Consider the following 23,295-nt stretch of genomic DNA (forward strand, 5'->3'; position numbering starts at 1 on the left):
AAAACGTCTAGTCATTATAGACACTCCCTATGATTGATAGATTTACTATACATTTCTCTATTCGTTGTGTCTATAATCTAGACTAACATCAGATGTCAGTGATTTCGAAATGGCGTCTTCCATTCGCGGATGGGAAGGTTTTGAGGATAATTTCACAGTAGAACAACAAACGGTTCACGTTGATTCTCGGAATGAAGAAGCTGCCGTTTTAGCGAACGTCAAACTAACGCCTGAACTAAAGTCCACTGAAGCACAGACGGTTAAAAAGGTAGCTGTAAGCGAGGGGAAAGTTGGGGAAGTAGGCGACCATTTTAGTAAGGAATGGGAACGCATCGACAGCAGCAATATTGTCGATTATTTGCGGTCCAAAGGATTGGAAGTACTCGACAATCGAGAAAACAATGGAGCACTTTGGGTGCTAGGAAACGAAGAACTGGAAGAACTATTAAGTCCATTAAAGTCGCATCGTATTACTTTTCGTTATTCACCGAACGGTGTTCAAGCAACTGCATACCGTGCTGCCTGGTATTGGGCAGGAGAAGATTGGGAAACGTAAGGGGAAGAAGGTTAGCCCTCTTATCACGCGAACGATGCACAAGGCACGTTGGTGGTTCACCAGCGTGCCTATTTAATTTTCCAAAAAATGCAATATGTGAAATATAGAATAGTTTACCTATTTTTTAGAAACCGCGTTATAATGAATGTGGATGAGAATAATTAGGAGTGTTGTGGAGCCATGGACAACGCGAAGTATTCTTTGTTGATTTTTTCGCCTGATCTTCAACTGTCGTTGTTTCAGGAGATTTGTCGGTATGTTCAGAGTGGACGAAAAGTATATATGTTGACATTTGATGATCCGGAACTATTGTTGGAAAATCCTATTTTTCAAGAAGCTCATCAAAAAGAATTATTGAACATATCGATGGTTCGCTATTCCAAAGAATGGGAAGGACGTTCATTGTTTATTGAAGATGGCCGTGTAGATGATCCGAGGTTATTAGATTATTTGTCACAAAACAGCTCGTTCAATAAAGAACAATATTTGCTCGAACACGATCATATGAGCAGCCATTACATCGTCAAAGCAGGTGCAGGTACGGGAAAAACGACCACAATGATTAACCGTATTATGTTTCTTAAGCACATCGATCCTTCTTTCGATTTACGCACCGCTGTCATGATTACTTTCACGAACGAAGCGGCGGCGCATATGCGATCAAAATTGTTGCAAAAACTAAAAAACTATTATGATATGACGAAAGACCGAAAATATTTAGAGTGGATGGAACAAATCGATGGCATGACGATTGGAACGATTCATTCGTTCGCCCGCAAATTTCTTGTGACAGAAGGGCAAGCACTCGGCTTTTCCCGTACGATGAAAATTCGCTCATATAAGCACGAACGACGAAAAACGATTGAAAAATATATTGACCAATTTTCTCGTGAGCAACCAGATATATATAATCGTTTTCGCCACATTCCTCATTATCAAATTATTCGTTCGTTGAATGGGATCATTGAACAAATTCAAAATAAGTCGATGTCTTTGGAACGAGTGCACACGCTTGATTTCGGTAGCGATACTCATTATTTTCACGTGTTCGTTGATTATGTGGTCAAACGCACGATTGTAGAGTTGGATGAACAGAAACAAATGGAAGAAACGTTGGAAATGAGCGATTTAATTAGTCGCCTAACGTTGCTTTCCGATCTCCCTTCTGATTCCTTAAGGCTTGACATTCGCTATTTGTTTGTTGACGAGATGCAGGATACAGATGAGATGCAAGTCGAGTTTATTAGTTGGCTTGTCGAAAAATATGGCTGTCAGCTATTTGCAGTAGGAGACGTCAAACAAAGCATTTACCGATTCCGCGGCGCCGATTATACCGCATTTTCTCAACTGCAACAGCGCCTTGAAGAGATAGGAGCGTTATATCGTTTATATGCTTTGCAAAAAAATTACCGTTCCACGCCAACGCTGCTTCAGCAATTGAACACGTTATTTCGAAAATGGCCACATGTCGTGACAAAATTTTCGTTCGATTCCACCGATGAACTACTTTCTGGACGCGAAGATCTAGAAGAGGAAGGAGGGTTAGTGGCACTTGAATTGGATGATGTATCGCTCCAATATTTGCTTTCTCGTTTAAAAGGGAAAAATATCGCCGTGCTTGTTCGCTCGAACCGTGAAGTGCTTGAAACGGTCAAACGGATTGAACATCTTGGATTTTTTTGCGACGCAGTCATCTCAGGAGATTTTTACCGCTCATTACCTGTTCGCGAGTTTTATTTATTAGTCCGACGCTTAACCCATCCGAAAGTGGCCAAAGATCGGTATTTGTTTCATCAAAGTTCTTATGGCGAAAACGACCTAACGATTGCTCGTGTGCTCTCCTCTTATTCTGCAGAGAAGCAGTTTATTCTCGAATTGCTCGAGCCGTTTGACCGGTCTGTCTATGAAAATTACAATTGGCATACGGAAGCAGCGCTTGATGTGCTGCAAAAGATCATTGCTGACATCCGACCGCATGAAGTGTTCCGGCGTCGCTATTATGCATATTTGCGGACGAAGTTTCCAGATGGGAATGTGGAGATGCAGAAAAAAGAGGCGATTGCTAAAATGAAAGAGTATAAGTTGAACATCGATAAACTCATGTATTTGTTGAAAAAAGAGCTCGGAGGCTTTCGTGCTACCTTATATGATATCGAAGCATTTTTGGCGGTAAAGATGGCGACCGACACAACAGAAAACGAAGAGAAGTTAGAAGAAGAAGTGGCTCACCGTATTAAAGTGATGACTGTGCATAAGGCGAAAGGACTGGAGTTTGAGTATGTCATATTGCCGCTGACGAAAAACCATTTTACAAAACAAGGAACGACCGATGTATTTCTTACCTCTCACGATTCTAGATGGAATGTCGGCTATTACGTCAATTGGGATGGGTTTGAATTACAAAATAACCACTATAAAGAGCACATAGGGGAAGAAAAACAAGAGATAGTAGCAGAAGAAGCAAGGCTGTTATATGTCGCTTTAACACGAGCAAAAAGGGCGGTGTACGTTAATAGTTCTTCGCCAATGACTCAATACACGGCGCAATGCTGGGACGATTTGCTTGAGAGTGGAGGAGTGCTGTATGTTTAAAGTGAAGTATTATAAGCATACAAAAAAATTTTATGAGCAATTCCGCATCCAGAACGGAGAGATTCATATTACCCAAAGTGCTGCTTTTGCCGACTACTTAAGCAGTATCGGCGGTCAAGCAAATCGCGTCTGGTCATATCCGCCATTTATTGATGCACTGTTTCCGCATTGGCATCATCCTTACACGGAGGTGTACATACGCTCGCTCGTTCGCGATTACGTACATCGTCACGCACCGAAGGAAAAGGTGACGTACTTTGAAAAACGGCTCGATGATTTTTATGCATCTGTCCGTTTTTTGGCAGAAATCGGGCCATTTTCTTTATCTCCTCTTCCTTCGTTAAAGTTAAACGAGGAGCAGAGGTTTTTCATTGGCATGATGGAAACATTACGCTCTGATAATGTCTTATTAGAATATTGGAAAGCGCGCGCCCACCTTTCGCGAAAAAGCGTAGCCGAAGCGTTGGGACTTGAGGATGACGCACATGTGATTTGCGTCCATCACGTCGATTATATTGACGCACCTAAAATGTTGCTATTTTATTTGCTCGCACAAGTTGGATTTGATGTTGTTTTTTACATTCCGTTTAACCCAGGGGCACCAAACTTATATAAAACGTGGCGTGACATTTATCGGCATGTGAGCAATGATGAAGGGAATTGGGAGTGCGTAGAAGAGTCGCAGCCACTACGGGGGGCGAAGTTTGCCCAGTACGTCGATGCTTCTTTTTCAATTTCAGATGATTCGTTTGACGGCATTAATTTTCTTTCGTTTGCTCATCCTACGGATTTAAAAAACTATTTAGAACGGTGTCCGATCGAAAAAGAGCGGCATGAGGTATTGGCGACTTACGAAGAAGAGTTGAACGTGTACGTCGGTCACCATCGAAATTCTCATTTTTATGCGAGTCGATACGGAAAATTTTTTCTATCGTTGCAAAGATGCAAAAAAACAGAGGCGGGCGTTCTTCTGACGTATGACGACTATGTGAACATGATGACCTCCGGATGGGTGCATTATGGAGCAATTGACGGGTCGCAAGCACTCACATTGTTAATTGATTTACGTAATTACATGGAAGGGGTCGCGACATTTGCGGATATTATAGATCGGTTGCAATCACTCATTGATCTGCAAGAGGTGAGCACCGCTTTTGATGAGGTTGCTAAAGAACAAACCGGTCGCCATCAACTAAAGCAATATTTGAGCAATCCATTTCGCAGCTTTTCATACGTCCATCGTTCTCGATACGACATCACTATTAAGCAACTAATGGAGTGTACGAAAGATTTAGCACGTAAAGTGCAACGGTTGTTATTAGGGGAGCGAGAGAAGCGAAATGTTCGTGTGTATCTTCATGAATTGAAGCAAGTGTATGATTCTGTGAAAACACAATGGGACGCAAAGTCACAAATGGAGATGGAGAAGCTCTTTTCGCTTTCGATACCGGAGCATTGGGAGTTTGCGAAAGAAGAAATGTATTTATTTCTTTCTCTCCATTTCGGAGCGAAGGAACATAAGCACGATAAAATTTTGAATTTCGATCAGTTAGCGGGCAAGGCATTGAGTGCGAAACACGTGCATCTGACGGGCATGTCGTTTCAACTGTTTCCATGGAAAACGCCGGAACTGCCAAACGTGCTGACGTATACGTGGATGAAAGAATGCATTCGCCGCTCGTTCATCGGTTGGAACCAAACAATGAGGATTAACGCTTTATTAGTCGATTATTATTCGCGGCATGCAGCTAACAGCACGGCTGTATACGCTCTCTACCACTTATTAGCGTTTGGAAATGAAACGGTCACGTTTAGTTATATCCAAAATTGGCGCGAATACGATGGACCGAGCATTTATTTTACTATATTGCAAGAATTATATGGAATGAAAGAAACGACGTTTGTGGAAGAAGAGAATGAGTTGTTGTGGGAAGTGCCGACGATTGAAGAACAGTCATTTTCGGTGGAAGCGCTTCGGCACATTCCAGATTTGTTATGGATCGATAGCGATTTTTGCAAGCGAAAATTCTTTTTGAACGCGTTGATTGAACATCATCCGGTTTATGAAAATGATTTCCATCAACAGCAAGCGTTTTCAATAATTGGTCGTCTTCTGAGCGAACAAGGGGATGGGGAGGCATTGTTTCGCGAAACGATATTTCCACTCTTTCCGCAATGGACGAATGCGTTCAAGCAAAATTTGCTTGATACGTTAGGAATTTCAGGATTACGTGTCTACAAACAATACGAGAACATCTATTACCCGAAGGCGATGAAATACCTTCAGCGTTTGAAAAGTAAGTATCTTGTCACAAAAAATTGGAAGGCAAGACACCAGTATGATAACGATACGTTTAAAGTGGATGAACATATCCGCGAATTGATGAACCATTTCGGCGTCCATGAAGTGGAAGCGGAGAGCGGAATACATTGCCGCATGTGCCCATTCCTTCACGTATGTAAGGACGGTGAATATGTCATTGATGCAGCGAACAATTGATCTTCATAAAAAACGGCTTGATTTTGCGAAAAAAGCGGCAAGAGCATGGCAGAACTATTTTGATGCCCAAGGTCTTTTGCCGAATATTACGTTGAGCGCAGAACAAATTTCCGTTGTGCAGCAGGAAGAAGAGCAGATGCTAATTAATGGGTCGGCAGGTAGCGGAAAAAGCCTGACTCTATTGTATAAATTGCTGAAAGTGATGGAACAGGAAAATGAGCCACGCCGTATTTTATATTGTTCGTTCAATACGACGCTCATCGAAGACGCGCGAAAACGGGTGGCTCAATCGCCGCGGTTCCATGAAGTGAAAGACAAGCATACGCTTCATATGACGACGTTTCACAATATGGCCGCCGAGTTGCTACGAGAAATAGGTTTTAAGAATGCCGAGTTTTTACGAATGAATTTGCAAAACATGCGCCGATATGAGGATGCGATTATCCGTCGCACGATTGCCCTTGTCGATTCGTTCATGGAAAGCGCCGAGTATCAACAACTTCCGCCTGAGCAAAAGCTTTATAAAACACATGCGGGAACGTTTCTAATGGATGAAATTCTTTGGATGAAGGCGAACGGTTTGGTTACCGAGCAGTCTTATTACGATTGTGAGCGCTCTGGCAGGGGGAACAATCCGCGTTTAACAAAAGAGCAGCGCCGAACGATTTTTTACTTATATAAGCAATACCAAGAGTTATTGAAGAAACAGTTTCATAATCATTTGGATTTAGAGGACTACGCATTGTTGCTTTTGAAACATTTAGAAGACATCCCAGAGTCGTTAAAGTATGATTATATTTTTGTTGATGAGGTACAAGATTTGCAGGCGATGCAGTTGAAGGCACTCATCGGGCTTGTAAAAAAATCGATTGTCGTTTCTGGGGATCCGAAACAGCGTATTTACAAGCGTAGCCCGTTTTCATACCGTGAGTTAGGTTTGCACATTGAAGGGCGGAAGACACGGAATTTGCGGACAAACTATCGCTCGACAAAAGAAATTATGAAGCTGGCGAGCAGTTTGCAATTTTTAGATGAAGAAAACGATCGCTTCGATGATCAACGATTTGTGCGGGAAGGGAAGAAACCTAGTATTTATTACTTCCCGCATGCGAAGGAATTGAACCATCATCTCATCCGCCAAGTGAAAGACATTCATCACCACGATCCGGAAGCGACAATCGCGGTCATCCATCGTCATGATGCAGATGAACACCTCGTTCGCCAATGCCCTGTTTTCCAGGAGCTCAATCGCAATTTTGACGTTGTGACGGTGTCGCAATATGGAAAGCGATTTGATTTGGATAAACAAAAAAAGCCGATCTTTTTCACTGATGCGTTCAGCGTGAAAGGATTGGAATTTGATTACGTCTTTTTAATTCATTTCGATCGCGAACATTATCCGAATAAAAGAAGAATCGAGGATTTGGACAAAAGAGCGGGCGATAATAAAAACAGCGACAGCTACAACGCCGATTACGACGCGGTATTAAACGATGAAAAGAAAGTGTTGTATGTTGCGGTGACGCGAGCGAGAAAAGAAGTGCAGCTCATGTATACAGGCAAGACGTTCCGCAGCATTTCACCGTTTGTGCGCGATTTTTACCGAGCGGATTATGACGCCTTTGGCTTTGATTCAGCGATTTATTCGAAGTAGAGGTGAGGTTCTATGACTAAAATTCAGTTTGACATTAAACAAAAGATTGCCGTCCTGTCGGAATCAGGGAAGGGATGGAGCAAGGAGCTTAATCTCATTAGCTGGAACGGCTATCCGGCGAAATTTGATATACGGGATTGGGATGCAGCTCATGGGAAAATGGGAAAAGGGGTTACGTTAACAGAGGCAGAGCTGAAGGCGTTGTACCACGCTTTGCAGCGCTGGTTTGAAGAAGAAAAAAATGAGGGGAAAGATGTTTCGTGGAACGGTTTATTAGAGCGATGGACACAGCGTGCCCCCTTGTTTATTCAGCAGTTGAAAAATATTTTATTATATTTGCAAGAGCGCCAATACCCGCTGGAGAAGCAAAGACAGCTGCTGTATGCCACCGTTTTTCCTGAGTTTGAAGAGGCGCTCCGTTGTGAAATAGAAACTATTCGTAGCATACACGAAGTCGAGTATGCCGAATTTGTCCAATTGCTTCGAACGTTAAAACCGGAACAGGTGGAGCAGTTTTTTATGACATTGAAACAGTAAGTGTATCAAGAAAATGGGTTCAAACACTGTTTTCTGAGTTCTTAACAATGAGGTGTATATACGATGACACATGGAAAAATAGATGCCGATAAAAGAGTACTACAGAAAATTTTCTCGCCGGATTTTTGGTTTGTTATACCAGAATACCAACGTTCCTATGTTTGGCAATCGGAAAATATACAGGATTTAATTGACGATTTGTATTACGCATTTATGAATAAACGCGATAGCGAGTATTTCCTTGGTTCACTCGTTTTAAAGCGAACAAAAAATAAAGATTTTGCAGAATATGAAGTGTTAGATGGGCAGCAGCGGTTAACCACATTCTTTTTAATGTTTGCTGTTTTAAGAGATTTGCTAGAAGAACGAGCGTTTAAAAATAACCTTCAGCAGAAAATTTATCAAGAAGCTGATGAACTTGATATGGTACCTGAAAGGCAACGTATTACCTACCAGATTAGGGATCAAGTAGAAGACTTTATAAAGAAATATGTTATTGCTTTAGATGGAACCACGTTAATTGATGAATTGAAAGTAGAAAAAGAAAAAGATAATGTATCAATTTCCAATATGGCTAATGCGATACTTGTATTAAGAGAGCAGCTAGAAGATAAAGAAGAACTAGGAGAATTTGTTAAATTTATTTTTAATAAAGCACTGGTTATTTATGTATCAACGGATAATACGGAAGATGCGTTTAGGATGTTTACAATATTAAATGATAGAGGTATCCCTTTAACGAGCGCAGATATTCTTAAATCAATGAACATCGGGCAATTGCATAATGAAAAAGAAATAAAAAAGTATGCGAAATATTGGGAAGAGATCGAGGGGCGTTTTGGAGAGGGATTTGATCGTTTTCTAAACTTCGTCAGAACAATTATCGTAAAAGAGAAAGCGAGAACAAATTTATTGGAAGAATTTGAGGAAAAGATTTATAAAGCTGGGAAGCTGACGCAAGGAAAAGAAACGCTAGATTTTATTAAACAGTATGATGAAGTGTACGAAAATGTCATTGAATTAGCTGATAATGAGTTGAGTAACGCATTTAAAAATCTCATTACTATTATGAAGATAGGATTCCGTTCAGAGGACTGGATACCTCCTGTCATGTATTATTACGCTAAGTTTAAAACAAATAAGATAGATGAATTTTTACGGAAGTTGGAATTTAAATTTGCTGGTGATTGGATTTCTGGGGTAAATTCAACTCCGAGATTAGAAGCGATGAATAATATTTTAAAAGCCATTGAACAAACGGATGTGTCTAATGTGAATGATTTAATAAATAATGATGACATTTTTTCAGTGGATGTGGAGGAGTTTAAGCGACAGATTGGCGGTAACGTGTACAAAAAACAATATGCAAAGTATTTGTTGTTAAAGATGGAGTATTTATTGGGGGATAACACCGTTCATTTATCTGGTTATAAAAACATAAGCGTGGAGCATATTTTGCCACAAAATCCGGATAAGAATAGTCAATGGGTACAAGATTTCACGGAGGACGAGAGAGCGTATTGGACAGATAAAATTGCTAACCTTGTCCTCATTAGCAAAAGAAAAAATAGTTCGTTAAGTAACTTAGATTTTAAGCAGAAAAAGGAACGTTACTTAAAAGGACATATGGACGTTTTCAAAGGAAGCAAAGTATTTATTGACCAGAAAGATGAGTGGACACCAAAGGTTTTAGAAGAACGACAACGACAAATGATCGATTTGTTGGCAAGACGCCCATAAAAAACGAACCATCGGATGATAATCAATGGCCGTATATCAATTTTACGCACTCATTCAAAAAGCCGAAGAGGACGGTGGCTATATCGTTACTTTTCCAGATTTGGACAACTGCTTTACTTACGGAGAAACGTTGGTGGAGGCAGTAGGGATGGCAGAGGATGTATTGTTGACAATGCTCGACTATATGGAAGAAATAGGGGAGGACATTCCTGCAGCTTCTTCTGTCGAAAAGTTAAAGAAACTGTTGCCTAGCGGCGCCAGCCTTGTAAATATTGAGATTGATACAGATATACTAACAAACGTGGGCTAGTTTCCATGATTTTAGCGAGAAAACTCCTGTCTTTAGGCATAGGAGTGAATCACATGTCATCGTCTTGAATCGGACGCACAGGGCGCAAGGCACCATCGAGTAGGGTCTTGCGGAACAAAGGCGGGTTCTGCACGTAGGTGTACGGAAAAACCTTTTGTACGCAAGAACTCCACGACTTTAGTCGTTGGGAGATTCAGAGATTGGCTACCGTAGGCAACGGTACGAGCGACTAATAGATGAAGGGGCATTTTTATGAGAAGATTATCACAAATGACCATAGATGAATTATACGACCGCGAAGAACAACTTCTTGAAGAGTTAAATAGCGGTGAGGCAAAAGATTGGGTTTATTATGAAATTGTCGATGTGTATGAGAAAATGGTCCGTTACTTATCCCGTTGTTCAGCAGAGGAAAAAGAGGAACATGGGTTTGAGTATGTGAAAAAACAGCTTGTGAGTTATTTGATTCATTATGGAACGTATTTGAAAACACAGCTTAGAAAAGATGAGCGTATGGCGAAAACAGCGTTTCAAAAAGCGTTGAGATATGATTCGGAAAATCCGATTGCCTATTATCGTCTCGGGTTTTTAACGTATAACGAACAGCGCTACACAGAGGCGCTTCGTTATTTTGAACAAGCGCTTGAATATCAAAAGACGTATTCGAATCGCGAGTTTTGTTTAAATGAACGACAGCTATATTATGCGCATCTTTATTTGGCGAATAGCGCCTTGTTTATCGCGGAAAAAACGTATCAATCAGTAGCGCAATTTCCTGATTACATAAGCGCTCAAGAGAAACCTGCGGAACTTTCGTTTTTGCATGAATGGTTGCAGCGAAATGAAAACATTTTAACGATGCAAGCATTTACGAAATGGACGGCGAGCGGAAAAGAGTATTGTTCAAAAGAACAATGTGAACAAGTGATGATGAATCCTCCTAAAAATACAGTCGTTCTTTATTTTTCCGATCGCGAAAATGTTGTATCGTATCACGGTAGCGAAGTATGTTTGCCACGCGATCCTGCGGAAATGCTTTGTTATTTTTTAGTGAAAACAAACAAAGAGCGTCCGGCAACGAAATATGATATGGAGGTATTTTTCCAATCGAGACGGAATGGGGACATTCCTACAAATACGTTCGTTCAAAAAGTAAGGCGTCTTCGGGAAAAGCTAGGACGTATTGGAGTACCTACGATCATCGACTCATGCTCATGTCGAGGAGAAACGGCCTACTATTATAACGGTCTTGTCGATTATATCATTATGTATCGCAGTGATTATACGTTTATGTTTGATGATGAATGGTGATGACATGTGTGTCATCGCTCTTTTTTTATATTGAACTTGTAAATAACGAAAAGGAGTGATGACGCCATGAAAACATGGAACCAATTATTTATTCGTCAAGGTTTTATTTTAGAGGAAAAAAGTCCAAATGAGTTTATTTGCACAAATGAGAAGAAAGAAAACGTCGAGTTTTTATTGAAAAGTTTGGACGTAGCGAGTGTCGATTATACGTTTTGGAACGATGTATTAACGATTGATAGCCCGCCGATTAGCGAAAAACAATGGCTAGAAGCAGTGGATTTTCGGCAGCGTGGAGTTAGCGAGATAATAGGGCTAGAAGAGCCGAAAGTGTTTGAGTTGGATACGTATATTAGTGGCGTGATTCGTGAGTTGAACCGTCTTGGCTTGTATACTATTGCTTGTTGTGATGGCCATGGGAAGAGACAACCATATATATATTTTGATAAAGAAATGAACATGGAGAAAGTCATGAAGCTGTTCCGTGCGCTACACGTCAATGTTCGTTTATCACCGTCTTATTCTCATCGGGTGGCGTTTTGGATGAACAGAGAACAGCTTCTTGATCTCGCGGAAAACATGCGGAACGTACAAATTGATTGGTTAGAACAAGAAGAACAATATATTCAAAAAACGGTTTTCCTTCAAGAGCTTGAACAGTTGCTTAGCGTCTCAGGGGAAAGTGGCAATGAAGGAGACATTCGCGCTGTCGTGTATGAAAAACTGAAGCCATATGTCGATCATATCACAGTGGATCGATATGGGAATTTGCTGGCGCAAAAGACGTACAAAACAGGACATGGACCGACGATTTTGTTGAACGCTCATTTAGATACGGTAGAAGCATTTGCGCCAGGAAGAACAATTGTGAAACAAGGAGCGATTTGGTCAAGTAGTGAAGGGATTTTAGGAGCGGATGATCGCGCTGGAGTGGCTGTGTTGCTTGAAATTGCGAAATGGCTTGACACATCTTCATTTAACGGAACGATAAAATTTGTTTTTACCGTAGAAGAAGAGTGCGGACTTGTTGGAGCGCGGAACCTAGAGGAATATTTTCTATGGGACGTTGATGCAGCGATTGTTGTTGATCGGCGGGGAAGTGGGGATATCGTCACATCATGTGGCACCATTCAGCCGTTTTGCGATATTCGCTACGGACAGTTTTTTGAACAAGTAGCTCGTGACATTGGATTAACTCATTGGACATGTACGGCTGGTAGAAGTAGCGATACGAGAATTTGGGCAGAACATGGCATTCAAAGCGTAAACTTATCTGCAGGATATGAGTGGGAACATACAGACGATGAAATATTAGACACGGATGCTTGTTATGGAACGGTGCAACTCATTCAAGCGGTGCTTAATCAATGGCGAGACTTTTCAACAATGTTGCGTGATTTGCGTCGTGGTGATCGAAACGATGTATGTTATGTTGGTCGAAATGATTTACGTCGTGTCGATCGAAAAGTTGTCAAAGTGGAAAGAGTGTCAAGAGTGAAATCGAAGCAGATGGAATGATCCATTTGGCGCTGTGAAAAGGACGTCGCTTAGGCGTCCTTTTGTAGTGTCATGAAAAGTTTAACAAATAAATTTAGTGACTGTATGTCCTGTTTATGAAAATTTATAGTAAAATGGAAAAAAGTCTTCAAAAGGCGAAAGTATGTTTCAAAGATTATGAGCAAATGAAGCAAAAAATTGTTGATGAATACGTCCAACCAATTGAAGCGCTGTTGCAAAAAATAAAAGAAGAAGTGATTGATCGTGACAACATATGGAATTACCCAAACCGTATTTGAACGCTTAATGGCATATTTTCGAAGTGAAGAAGAGATCCAACGAGTTGTTTTATTCGGTTCGCGGGCAAAAGGGACGGCGCGTTACAACTCCGATATTGACTTGTGCATTGATTATACAGGAAAGCAAAAATGGAAAGTCATTGATGCAATCGATGAAATGGTTGGCATTTATTCGTTCGATGTGCTGTTTTTTGATTCATTGAATAAAGAGATCGCGCGGCAAATTGAGCGTGACGGAATCGTTATTTATGAGAGATAAAAAAGCAGGGGAGACGATCGTCCACCTGCTTTTTCTCCTTTAAATCGTAACCGATGTTTTTGTTTTTTTCCGAAGGTCGAATCGGTCGGCGTTCATGACTTTTACCCAAGCTTGAATAAAGTCGCGGACAAATTTTTCTTTGTTGTCGTCTTGGGCGTAAAATTCAGCGTAGGAGCGAAGGATCGAGTTTGATCCGAAAATTAAATCCACACGAGTGGCAGTCCAACGAACAGCCTTCGTTTTCCGGTCGCGAATGTCATACAAGCCATCTTCCCTTGGTACCCATTCATAGTTCATATCGACAAGATGAACAAAGAAATCGTTTGTTAGCACCCCGATGCGGTCCGTAAATACACCGTGAGGAAGATCGCGATACGTTGCTCCTAACACACGCAAGCCACCGACTAATACCGTCATCTCTGGGGCGGTTAAGCCGAGCAATTGGGCTTTATCGACAAGCAGTTCCTCAGGGCTGACGCGATATTTTTTCTTTTCATAGTTGCGGAATCCGTCGGCGAACGGTTCTAATACGGCAAAGCTTTCCACATCCGTTTGTTCCTCCGTAGCATCGCCTCGTCCAGGCATAAACGGTACGTGGACGTCAAAGCCAGCATCGCGCGCTGCTTTCTCGACCGCCGCACTGCCACCAAGTACGATTAAATCGGCGATGCTCACTTTTTTAGGGAGCGCGCGTTGAATGTCTTCATAAACGGCAAGCACTTTCGCAAGTCGCTCTGGTTCGTTTACTTCCCAATCTTTTTGCGGCGCAAGCCGAATGCGCGCACCGTTCGCTCCGCCACGCTTATCGGAGTTACGGAACGTGCTAGCGGATGCCCAAGCGGTTTTCACAAGTTCGCTAATCGTTAACCCTGAATGTAAAATTTCCGTTTTGATATCTTCAATTTCCGCATCCGTTAATTCAACCTCTGCTTCTGGAATCGGGTCTTGCCAAATGAAATCTTCTTTCGGTACTTCTGGACCGAGATATCTCGTTTTCGGCCCCATGTCGCGATGAATGAGTTTAAACCAAGCACGAGCAAACGCATCCGCAAATTCTTCTGGATGTTCATAAAAGCGACGAGCAATTTTTTCATATATCGGGTCAAAGCGTAACGCTAAGTCCGTCGTCAACATCATCGGCGGCACTTTCACATTGGCATCTTCCACATCAGGCGCTAAATGTTCTTCTTTTATATTCACCGCTTCCCATTGATACGCACCAGCTGGACTTTTCGTCAACTGCCATTCGTATTCAAAAAGCAATTGTAAATAGCTGTTATCCCACTGCGTAGGTGTTGGCGTCCAAGCGCCTTCCAGACCGCTTGTAATCGTATCGCGACCGTTTCCTTTTCCGTACGAGCTAAGCCATCCTAACCCTTGCGCTTCAATCGGAGCTGCTTCTGGCTCAGGGCCGACATGCGACGCAGCACCAGCCCCATGCGCCTTCCCAAACGTATGTCCGCCTGCGATGAGCGCCACTGTTTCTTCGTCGTTCATTCCCATCCGTTTAAACGTCTCGCGAATGTCACGTGCCGCCGCAAGCGGATCTGGGTTGCCATCAGGACCTTCTGGGTTGACATAAATCAGCCCCATTTGAACAGCGGCAAGCGGATTTTCTAATTCGCGATCGCCTGTATAGCGTTCTGAGGCGAGCCATTCTTTTTCCGCTCCCCAATAAATGTCTTCTTCTGGATGCCATACGTCCTCGCGACCAGCGCCAAAACCGATCGTTTTTCCACCCATTGACTCAATCGCCACGTTGCCGGCTAACACAATTAAATCTGCCCACGAAATTTTATTGCCGTATTTTTGTTTAATCGGCCACAACAGGCGACGTGCTTTATCTAAGTTCGCATTGTCTGGCCAACTGTTTAATGGGGCGAACCGTTGCGTACCCGTTGAAGCACCGCCTCGTCCGTCGCCAATGCGATACGTCCCTGCAGAATGCCAAGCCATGCGGATAAACAGTGGGCCGTAATGTCCGTAGTCGGCAGGCCACCAATCTTGGCTTGTCGTCATGAGTTTACGCAAATCTTCTTTTAACGCCCAATAGTCGAGTGTTTGAAATTCCTCTGCATAATCGAACGTTTCGTCATGGGGATTCGTTTTTCTGTCGTGTTGATGAAGAATGCTTAAGTTTAGTTGATTCGGCCACCAGTCTTTGTTTGTTGTTTTGTTTGAAGCATGACTCGTCACACTTCCATGGAACGGGCATTTGTTTTCCATTCTTTTATTCTCCTTTCCTACGTATAAATGAAATATGATGCTGTTCACTTGTTGAGGTTGATAATAATGATTACATTAGAATTATACTAAATTAATATTTAATAGTAAAGTAAAAATGATATTTTTATTTAAAAATTATAAAAACCCCCCATTTTATTCTGTTTACAGAATAAAATGGGGGATCTATACGTTCACATCCGCATTTCCGTTCATCGTTTCACTCCAATCTTTAATGTTGCAACATATGTTTCACTTGTTCAGTTGTTAAGTTGCGAATAAATTCGATTAAGTCAATCGCCTCGATTCCGAATTCATTACATTTTTCAACGTATCTTTGGTAAGCTTTTGTGTACATATCCATAAACAAAACTCCTTTCACACGTTGCTTTTGTTAGTTATATTGTATTATAACAGAAATAAAAAATCAACAACTGTTATATAATTATTTTAAAAAATGATATGATTTTTATGTACATGTAGTAGAAACGGAAGGTTTGTAGTACAATAGAGTAGGCAAATGGAAGGGATTATACATATTTTACCGTTTTAGAAAGGATGAACATACATGCATATAATCGAGTTAATGAAAGCGCTTATTTTAGGGCTAGTCGAAGGGGTGACAGAGTTTGCGCCTGTTTCATCGACAGGTCATATGATTATCGTTGATGATATGTGGCTAAAGTCAAGCGACTTTTTAGGAAAGTATGGGGCAAATACGTTTAAAGTCGTCATTCAGCTCGGTTCCGTTTTAGCTGCTGTTGTAGTGTTTAAAGATAAATTTTTCGAATTGCTTTATTTACGAAAAAGCGAAGTGAGAAAAGGACCGCGGTTGACACTTATGCACATTTTTATCGGTCTTTTACCTGCTGGTGTGTTGGGTGTTTTATTTGAAGACTATATTGATGAACATTTGTTTTCGACGGAAACGGTGCTCATTGGGCTCATGCTTGGAGCGTTGTTGATGATCGCAGCAGACCGTTTCGGAAAACGAACGAAAGTAGCGCAAACAGTAGATGATATAACGTATAAGCAAGCTTTCATTGTCGGTCTCGTCCAATGCTTATCCCTTTGGCCAGGGTTTTCTCGTTCGGGGTCGACCATTTCAGGTGGCGTACTTGTCGGAATGAGTCATCGCGCTGCCGCTGATTTTACATTTATTATGGCTGTGCCAATTATGGCTGGAGCAAGCGCCATTTCGTTGTTAAAAAACTGGCAGTACATTACGATGGATGCTTTACCATTTTTCATTGTCGGTTTTATTAGTGCTTTTGTTTTTGCATTGTTAGCCATTCGCTTTTTCTTGCGTTTAATTAACCGCGTTCGCCTTGTGCCATTTGCCATTTATCGCATCGTGCTCGCGGCAGTTATTTATATTGTTTATTTTGCGTAATCTCCACGATTTTTGTGGAGATTTTTTTGTTTAAAAAGTCGTCAAAAACGCACGAACGCATGATGAAAAAATAAGTCTATAATGAATGTGAAAAATAACACGAAAAGCTGGTGATGACATATGCATGAACATGCGCGTGCGGTAGATTATAACGAAAATCCGTTTATCGTCATTTGGGAAGTGACAAGAGCTTGCCAGTTAAAATGTGTACATTGTCGTGCCGATGCCCAACCTGTCCCAGATCCGTGTGAGTTAACGCACGAAGAAGGGCTTCATCTTATCGACGACATATATGAGATGAACAATCCGATGCTTGTGTTTACAGGTGGCGACTGTATGATGCGCGAAGATTTGTTTGATCTTGCATCGTATGCGATGAAAAAAGGGATGCGCGTTTCGATTACACCGAGTGCGACACCAAATGTGACGAAAGAAAAAATGAAAAAGGCAAAAGAGATTGGACTGTCGCGCTGGGCATTTAGTTTAGACGGACCGACCGCTGACATTCACGACCGATTTCGCGGTACACCGGGTTCGTTTGATTTAACGATCGAAAACATTCGTTATTTAAATGAGCTACATATGCCATTACAAATTAATACAGTCATTTCGCGCTATAACTACGATCATTTAGAACAAATGGCGAAATTAGTTGCAGAGTTAAAGGCAGTAATGTGGTATATTTTTTTACTCGTTCCGACCGGCCGTGGACAAATGGGCGATTGCATTAGCCCGGAGGAACATGAACAAGTGTTCCGTTGGTTGTATGAGTTAAGTAAAACGGCACCGTATGATATAAAAACGACAGCAGCACAACATTATCGTCGTGTTGTCATTCAACAAAAAATGCGCGAAAAACGAATTGAAGCAGGGGATATTCGTTATGAGCATGCGATTACGACCGATCATGCTTCAATGATTGACGGCTTAAAACGGGCGCCAAAAGGCGTCAATGACGGCAACGGTTTCGTTTTCGTTTCACATACAGGAGATGTCATGCCAAGCGGCTTGCTTCCAATCGTATGCGGCAACGTACGCGAGCAACCGTTATCGTATATTTATCGTGAATCGGAAGTGATGAAACAGTTGCGCCAACCAGACTTATATAAAGGAAAATGCGGCATTTGTGAGTTTCGCTACGTTTGTGGCGGATCCCGCGCTCGCGCCTATGCAGTCACAGGTGATTATATGGAAAGTGAACCGTTTTGTATATACGTTCCTTTAGGGATGAGAAAAGAAAAAACCCGAACGGTGTTCGCTTAATGCGGACGCTGTTCGGGTTTTTTATGTTGCTTCGTTTTTCGAAACAGGTGAAGGCATGTGTTAAATATCCATAAACTGATAAGTGAGAACAAAACGGCTACTTCAATTGGTTCCATTACTTGAAAAGGATTGAAAATGTCAAACCAAGCTTGATGAATGCTCATTCCTAGCAATAAATTCATGCTAATCGCTATACCGCCTAACAACATAGAAATAGCGATACAAACCACGATAGTTTTCATCACTTCATCCCCATGGCTGCACTTTTTATTTAGCATCTGACCATTTTTTACGTTTATTCCTTTTGCATAATATATGCATTATATGCTTATTCTAACCATCAAGGAGACAATGGATGGAGGAGGAAAGATGTGGACACGATCGAAGGGTAAGAAAGAAAAGGATACGCATGCATATGGGGGATTAGCACCAAACGGCATATACGGAACGATTGATCAAGATTTACATACAAACATAGAAAAAGTTCGAGATATTACTGGAAATAGTGCAGATATCATCATCCGCCGTTTTTTACTTGGAAAGGATGATAATTTTCCTGCTGCACTTTGTTTTGTAAGCGGAATGGTTGATGAACATATCGTTCAGCAATTATTGCTTGAAATAAGTGTACAATTATCACTTCCTTCAAGTAGTTGCGGTCTAGACTATATTGAACAAAAAATAGCTACAACTAATACAGCACGGCGCATTCAGCAATGGCACGACATATTTTCCTCGCTTATGTCTGGGGAAGTCATTTTATTTATTGATGGGATGCTAGAGGCAATTGGTGTATCAGTAAAAGGTGGTGAGTATCGTGCGATTACAGAGCCGAGTACACAACTATCTATTCGAGGGCCACGTGAGGGTTTTACAGAATCGTTAGCAACAAATGTTGCTATGGTTCGACGACGAATTCAAAATCCACATGTGTGGGTAGAAGCCATTACACTAGGTGAAGTGACACAAACAAATGTCCGTATCATGTATATTAAAGGAATTGCAAATGACAAAATTGTTGAAGAAGTGCGTAGTCGATTGCGACGCATTTGTATAGATGGCGTTCTTGAATCTGGATATATTGAACAACTGATTGAAGATGAATCATTTACAACGTTTCCAACTGTTTATCATACGGAAAGACCAGATAGTGTTGCGGCCAATTTGTTGGAAGGAAGAATCGCTATTTTTGTAGAAGGGACACCATTTGTCCTTATTGTCCCAACCGTATTTATACAATTTTTCCAAGCTGTAGAAGATTATTATGCACGCTTTGATATTGCGACAGCGTTGCGTTTTTTACGTATGCTCGTTTTTTTTATTTCCCTTGTTGCACCGTCTGTGTATATTGCACTGACGACATTTCATCAAGAAATGATTCCTACTTCCCTTGTCATTGCAATTGCTGCACAACGTGAAGCGGTTCCTTTTCCAGCTTTTATTGAAGCATTACTCATGGAGGTGACGTTTGAAATTTTGCGTGAAGCTGGAGTGCGCTTGCCAAGGGCTGTTGGACAGGCTGTATCGATTGTTGGGGCGCTCGTCATCGGACAAGCTGCTGTAGAAGCAGGTTTTGTTTCGTCCGCTATGGTTATCGTTGTGTCCATCACAGCAATTGCTAGCTTTGCGACGCCGTCGTTTGCAATTGCTATTTCCGCACGTTTAATTCGTTTTGCCCTAATGGTATTAGCTGCTCTATTTGGTTTTTATGGCATTTTGATTGGCGTAATTTTAATGACTATTCATTTATGTAGTCTTCGTTCATTTGGAGTGCCATACATGGCACCACTTGCCCCCCTTATTTTAGAAAATATAGGTGATACATTTATACGTTTTCCGTTATGGGGTTTAAAAGAGAGACCTCACTTAATCATGAATACAGACACGGTTCGTCAAAAGGATGGGCAACGTCCAAAGCCGCCTCAACGAGCAGAGAAAGAAGGGGATTCAAATTAAACGATATCTTTTTCTCATCTTTGTCCTGTTATTTATGTGTATTATTTACGGTTGTTGGAGCAAAAGAGAGCTGACAGACTTAGCATTCATTATCGCAGTTGGTATAGATAAAAGGGATGGAAAATATATGTCGACATTCCAAATTGTCAATCCTGGAAACGTAGCAGGGGCGACTCAAAGAGGAGGAGGGAGCGCAGGACTTCCCGTTGCCTTATATACATCAACTGGCGATACGTTAGTGGAGGCAAGTCGGAAGGCGTCAAAACAAATATCACGCATTCCATATTATTCTCATACAAACCTTGTTGTCATTGGGGAGGAGCTTGCGAAAGAAGGGATTCAGCAAATTTTTGATGCTGTTGAGCGCAATCCCCAGTTTCGACCTGCAGCGAATATTATTATTGCGCGTAAGCAAACAGCGAAACAATTATTATCTGTACTTACACCGATCGATAAAATTCCTGCAAATCAAATAATTAAAACATTGCAATTTACAAAAGGTTTGTTAGGAGAAAACGTTGATACTCGCATAAGGGAAATAATAGAAAATTTTTCGCTTGATGGAAAAGAAGTGGTCATAAGTAGTTTTCGTATTGCCGGTGATTGGCAAAAGGGAGCCGAACAAGATAATGTTCGTACCATTGAACCTTCGGCACGTCTTCGCGCTGCTGAATTAGCTGTTTTTAAGAATGGGAAGCTTGTTGGTTGGATGAAAAATGAAGAGGCTCGTGGAGTATTGTGGGTGCTTAATAAAGTAAAACAAACAAATGTAAATATTGATTGGGGCGAATCTAAGGAAGGATTGTCCTATAAGGTTATGCGTGCGCAAGCAAAGGTAAAAGCAAAACTAAAAGACGGAAATCCGATAATATCAGTTGTTATTAAAACAGAGGGAGATATTAGCGAAACATTTATTTCTATGGACTTCACAGATCCAAAGCAAATAATAGAGCTCGAAAAAAAAATACAACAAGAGATAAAAAAAGAAGTGAGAAAGGCAGTACATGCTGCTCAAAAGAAGAAAAGCGACATTTTTGGATTTGGAGAAGTGGTTCATCGAACGTATCCAGAGGAATGGAAAGAAATGAAAAAAACATGGCATAACAAATATTTCCCTGAAGCAGAACTTCATGTGAAAGTCGATTCATTTATTCGAAGAACAGGATTGAGAACTCGCTCATACATTCAGTGAAAAGGCGGTGAGATGCAGTGGAACGAGCGTGTATAAGTGCGCGACAATTGTTTATGCTTGCCATTTTATTTGAACACGGTAGCGCCATGGTTATTCCACTTGGAGTAGATGCAAAACAAGACGTTTGGCTTGCTATTTTATGCGGCATGGTTTTAGGAGGAGGATTGCTGTTCATTTATTACCGCCTTTTTACATATTACCCAAGACTACCTCTTACATCATATAGTCAGCGCATTGTTGGTTCTTTTTTTGGAAAGGTACTGGGGCTTATATATGTACTTTATTTTTTATACATTGCGGCTCGAGTGTTACGCGATTTCGGCGAGCTTCTATTGACGTTTGCCTATCCTGAAACCCCTTTGTTTATTTTAAATACTGTTATGATGTTGACAGTAATGTATGCTGTTTATAAAGGAATTGAAGTCATTGCGCGAGCGAGTCAATTATTTTTCTTTTCACTTTACTGGATACTTATATTAGGATTTGTACTAATCATCATTGCAGGAGCAGTTGATCTTCGTCGTTTACAGCCGATATTAGAAGAAGGATGGGAACCCATTTTTCATGTTGTATTTACACAAACACTATATGTTCCATTTGGCGAAATGATTGTCTTTACGATGATTTTTCCTTACTTGCAAAAACAAGAAAAAGTAATGAAGGCAGGGTTTCTTGCTTTGTTTTTAAGTGGCATCAATTTAGCGATCATCATGGCAATGAATATAGCCGTATTGGGGGCAGATACGGTTTCACGTTCCACTTTTCCCTTGTTGAATACGATTCAGGAAATTCGTGTAGCAAATTTTTTAGAGCGATTAGATGTGTTATTTATGATTGCACTCATTGTCGGGGGATTTTTCAAAGTCGGTGTCTTTTTTTATGCAGGAGTGATCGGAGCGGCAGATTTATTTCAAATTAAAGAATATCAACGTCTTGTTTATCCGCTAGGTATTTCTGTTTTGCTTTTGTCCATTGCAATCGCCAGCAATTTTGCTGAACATATTAAAGAGGGGCTACAAATCGTTACAATTTATATGCATATTCCACTTCAAATTGTGATCCCATTTCTTCTTCTTCTTTTAGTTGCTGTGTTGAGGCAGCAAAAAACAGATAAAGAAAATAAGGGACGATAGGTCGCCCCTTTTTAAAAATCAAAATGATCCGGATCGGGACCGATGCGGCGGTTTTCGTTTAGCGCGTCAATCGCATCCATTTCTTCTTTTGTTAAAGTAAAGTCAAAAATGTTTGCGTTTTGAGCAATTCGTTGAGGCGTGACAGACTTTGGAATAGTGACGACTTCGTGTTGTAAGTCCCAACATAAAATGACTTGAGCTGGTGTTTTCCCGTATTTTTGTGCTATGTCGACAAGCGTTGGTTCGTTCAACAGCTCGCCACCGCGCATAAGTGGTGACCACGCTTCTAATTGAATTTGGTGTTGTTTACAAAATGCAAGAAGCTCTTTTTGCGTCAACCGCGGGTGAAACTCCACTTGGTTGACCATCGGTTTTATTTCGCAATCAGCAAGAATATGTTCTAAATGGTGAATTTGGAAGTTGCTCACCCCAATGGCGCGCACAAAGCCATCTTTATACAACTTTTCGAGCGCCTTGTACGTTTCTTTATATTTTTCTTTGACAGGCCAATGAACTAAATACAAATCAATATAATCAAAGCCGAGTTTTTTTAAGCTCGTATGAAATGCTTTTAATGTTGATTCGTATCCTTGATCGGAATTCCATACTTTTGTTGTGACAAAAACTTCTTCACGACGAATGGCCGACTCGCGAATCGCTCGCCCGACCCCTTCTTCATTTTCATAAAACGCAGCCGTGTCAATATGACGATATCCTACTTCAAGCGCTGTGCGAACAGAACGAATGACTTCATCGCCTTCTTGCACTTTATAAACCCCTAAGCCAAGCCACGGCATACGGACACCGTTATGTAACGTTGCGGCATCTTGTAAACTTTTCATCTCTATGCTCCTTTCCAATATTTTTCCCTTTTATTATGAAA

18 protein-coding genes and 1 pseudogene are annotated in these 23,295 nt (G+C 41.2%); 15 read left to right on the forward strand and 4 right to left on the reverse strand.

The window, feature by feature from the left end:
- Positions 1-109 precede the first annotated feature (109 nt).
- The 10 genes and pseudogenes from EKC99_RS09705 to EKC99_RS09755 all read left to right on the forward strand — a co-directional run bounded on the left by EKC99_RS09705 (position 110) and on the right by EKC99_RS09755 (position 13,252).
- Positions 110-556: a hypothetical protein gene (locus tag EKC99_RS09705; RefSeq protein WP_163151665.1), complete on the forward strand. Its 447-nt coding sequence runs from the start codon at positions 110-112 to the stop codon at positions 554-556.
- A 282-nt stretch (positions 557-838) separates the two neighbouring features.
- Positions 839-3,148, forward strand: a complete 2,310-nt coding sequence (locus EKC99_RS09710; RefSeq protein ID WP_240468841.1) for a UvrD-helicase domain-containing protein — start codon at positions 839-841, stop codon at positions 3,146-3,148.
- Positions 3,141-5,648, forward strand: a complete 2,508-nt coding sequence (locus EKC99_RS09715; RefSeq protein WP_240468842.1) for a hypothetical protein — start codon at positions 3,141-3,143, stop codon at positions 5,646-5,648. Before EKC99_RS09710 ends, EKC99_RS09715 begins: the two co-directional genes overlap by 8 nt.
- Entirely contained in the window at positions 5,623-7,302 is a 1,680-nt protein-coding gene (locus tag EKC99_RS09720) for a UvrD-helicase domain-containing protein (protein WP_240468843.1), read from the forward strand. Before EKC99_RS09715 ends, EKC99_RS09720 begins: the two co-directional genes overlap by 26 nt.
- A 12-nt stretch (positions 7,303-7,314) precedes the next feature.
- A pseudogene (locus EKC99_RS15910) lies at positions 7,315-7,506 on the forward strand (YdbC family protein); the annotation flags it as partial.
- A gap of 396 nt (positions 7,507-7,902) precedes the next feature.
- Positions 7,903-9,579: a DUF262 domain-containing protein gene (locus tag EKC99_RS09730; RefSeq protein WP_163151672.1), complete on the forward strand. Its 1,677-nt coding sequence runs from the start codon at positions 7,903-7,905 to the stop codon at positions 9,577-9,579.
- A gap of 25 nt (positions 9,580-9,604) precedes the next feature.
- Positions 9,605-9,889 carry a type II toxin-antitoxin system HicB family antitoxin gene (locus tag EKC99_RS09735; protein WP_163151674.1) on the forward strand — a complete coding sequence of 95 codons (285 nt, stop codon included), beginning with the start codon at positions 9,605-9,607 and terminating at the stop codon, positions 9,887-9,889.
- Between the two features lie 252 nt (positions 9,890-10,141).
- Entirely contained in the window at positions 10,142-11,200 is a 1,059-nt protein-coding gene (locus tag EKC99_RS09740) for a tetratricopeptide repeat protein (RefSeq protein WP_163151676.1), read from the forward strand.
- A gap of 66 nt (positions 11,201-11,266) precedes the next feature.
- On the forward strand, positions 11,267-12,715 hold the full coding sequence (locus EKC99_RS09745; protein ID WP_163151678.1) for a M20/M25/M40 family metallo-hydrolase: 1,449 nt from the start codon (positions 11,267-11,269) through the stop codon (positions 12,713-12,715).
- 243 nt (positions 12,716-12,958) lie between these two features.
- Positions 12,959-13,252: a nucleotidyltransferase domain-containing protein gene (locus EKC99_RS09755; RefSeq protein WP_163151680.1), complete on the forward strand. Its 294-nt coding sequence runs from the start codon at positions 12,959-12,961 to the stop codon at positions 13,250-13,252.
- 39 nt (positions 13,253-13,291) lie between these two features.
- On the opposite strand, the gene katG is transcribed toward EKC99_RS09755, so the two are convergent.
- Together katG and EKC99_RS15975 are read right to left on the reverse strand one after the other, a co-directional pair.
- The gene (gene katG, locus EKC99_RS09760; RefSeq protein WP_163151682.1) at positions 13,292-15,478 is read right to left on the reverse strand and encodes a catalase/peroxidase HPI; all 2,187 of its coding nucleotides are present in this window, start codon (positions 15,476-15,478) and stop codon (positions 13,292-13,294) included.
- Between the two features lie 229 nt (positions 15,479-15,707).
- Complete coding sequence (locus EKC99_RS15975) at positions 15,708-15,839, reverse strand: hypothetical protein (RefSeq protein ID WP_003395753.1); 132 nt, start codon at positions 15,837-15,839, stop codon at positions 15,708-15,710.
- 204 nt (positions 15,840-16,043) lie between these two features.
- Here EKC99_RS15975 and EKC99_RS09765 point away from each other — a divergent pair, with 204 nt between their 5' ends.
- Both EKC99_RS09765 and EKC99_RS09770 read left to right on the forward strand, forming a co-directional pair.
- On the forward strand, positions 16,044-16,868 hold the full coding sequence (locus EKC99_RS09765) for an undecaprenyl-diphosphate phosphatase (protein WP_042535424.1): 825 nt from the start codon (positions 16,044-16,046) through the stop codon (positions 16,866-16,868).
- A 120-nt stretch (positions 16,869-16,988) separates the two neighbouring features.
- Complete coding sequence (locus EKC99_RS09770) at positions 16,989-18,131, forward strand: TIGR04053 family radical SAM/SPASM domain-containing protein (RefSeq protein ID WP_021094934.1); 1,143 nt, start codon at positions 16,989-16,991, stop codon at positions 18,129-18,131.
- Here EKC99_RS09770 and EKC99_RS09775 read toward each other — a convergent pair.
- Positions 18,128-18,373: a YczF family membrane protein gene (locus EKC99_RS09775; protein WP_035063225.1), complete on the reverse strand. Its 246-nt coding sequence runs from the start codon at positions 18,371-18,373 to the stop codon at positions 18,128-18,130. The genes EKC99_RS09770 and EKC99_RS09775 overlap by 4 nt on opposite strands.
- Positions 18,374-18,446: 73 nt before the next feature.
- Here EKC99_RS09775 and EKC99_RS09780 point away from each other — a divergent pair, with 73 nt between their 5' ends.
- The 3 genes from EKC99_RS09780 to EKC99_RS09790 are packed head-to-tail and all read left to right on the forward strand — an operon-like array spanning position 18,447 to position 22,412.
- A complete protein-coding gene (locus tag EKC99_RS09780; RefSeq protein ID WP_042535422.1) occupies positions 18,447-20,087 on the forward strand; it encodes a spore germination protein in 1,641 nt (546 codons plus the stop codon).
- A complete protein-coding gene (locus EKC99_RS09785) occupies positions 20,032-21,279 on the forward strand; it encodes a Ger(x)C family spore germination protein (protein WP_216367494.1) in 1,248 nt (415 codons plus the stop codon). Before EKC99_RS09780 ends, EKC99_RS09785 begins: the two co-directional genes overlap by 56 nt.
- A 17-nt stretch (positions 21,280-21,296) precedes the next feature.
- On the forward strand, positions 21,297-22,412 hold the full coding sequence (locus tag EKC99_RS09790) for a GerAB/ArcD/ProY family transporter (protein WP_075039334.1): 1,116 nt from the start codon (positions 21,297-21,299) through the stop codon (positions 22,410-22,412).
- Between the two features lie 11 nt (positions 22,413-22,423).
- Here EKC99_RS09790 and EKC99_RS09795 read toward each other — a convergent pair whose 3' ends face one another.
- Positions 22,424-23,254, reverse strand: coding sequence for an aldo/keto reductase (locus EKC99_RS09795; protein ID WP_042535418.1), 831 nt, complete (start codon positions 23,252-23,254; stop codon positions 22,424-22,426).
- Positions 23,255-23,295 lie beyond the last annotated feature (41 nt).

Source organism: Anoxybacillus sp. MB8 (assembly GCF_011006755.1).
Lineage (GTDB): Bacteria > Bacillota > Bacilli > Bacillales > Anoxybacillaceae > Anoxybacillus > Anoxybacillus gonensis.

Coding starts and splice junctions, on each gene's coding strand:
- EKC99_RS09705 (WP_163151665.1), top strand. CDS start 110: ATGGCGTCTTCCATTCGCGGATGGGAAGGTTTTGAGGATAATTTCACA.
- EKC99_RS09710 (WP_240468841.1), top strand. CDS start 839: ATGTTGACATTTGATGATCCGGAACTATTGTTGGAAAATCCTATTTTT.
- EKC99_RS09715 (WP_240468842.1), top strand. CDS start 3,141: ATGTTTAAAGTGAAGTATTATAAGCATACAAAAAAATTTTATGAGCAA.
- EKC99_RS09720 (WP_240468843.1), top strand. CDS start 5,623: ATGTCATTGATGCAGCGAACAATTGATCTTCATAAAAAACGGCTTGAT.
- EKC99_RS09730 (WP_163151672.1), top strand. CDS start 7,903: ATGACACATGGAAAAATAGATGCCGATAAAAGAGTACTACAGAAAATT.
- EKC99_RS09735 (WP_163151674.1), top strand. CDS start 9,605: ATGGCCGTATATCAATTTTACGCACTCATTCAAAAAGCCGAAGAGGAC.
- EKC99_RS09740 (WP_163151676.1), top strand. CDS start 10,142: ATGAGAAGATTATCACAAATGACCATAGATGAATTATACGACCGCGAA.
- EKC99_RS09745 (WP_163151678.1), top strand. CDS start 11,267: ATGAAAACATGGAACCAATTATTTATTCGTCAAGGTTTTATTTTAGAG.
- katG (WP_163151682.1), bottom strand. CDS start 15,478: ATGGAAAACAAATGCCCGTTCCATGGAAGTGTGACGAGTCATGCTTCA.
- EKC99_RS15975 (WP_003395753.1), bottom strand. CDS start 15,839: ATGGATATGTACACAAAAGCTTACCAAAGATACGTTGAAAAATGTAAT.
- EKC99_RS09765 (WP_042535424.1), top strand. CDS start 16,044: ATGCATATAATCGAGTTAATGAAAGCGCTTATTTTAGGGCTAGTCGAA.
- EKC99_RS09770 (WP_021094934.1), top strand. CDS start 16,989: ATGCATGAACATGCGCGTGCGGTAGATTATAACGAAAATCCGTTTATC.
- EKC99_RS09775 (WP_035063225.1), bottom strand. CDS start 18,373: ATGAAAACTATCGTGGTTTGTATCGCTATTTCTATGTTGTTAGGCGGT.
- EKC99_RS09780 (WP_042535422.1), top strand. CDS start 18,447: ATGCATTATATGCTTATTCTAACCATCAAGGAGACAATGGATGGAGGA.
- EKC99_RS09785 (WP_216367494.1), top strand. CDS start 20,032: ATGGGCAACGTCCAAAGCCGCCTCAACGAGCAGAGAAAGAAGGGGATT.
- EKC99_RS09795 (WP_042535418.1), bottom strand. CDS start 23,254: ATGAAAAGTTTACAAGATGCCGCAACGTTACATAACGGTGTCCGTATG.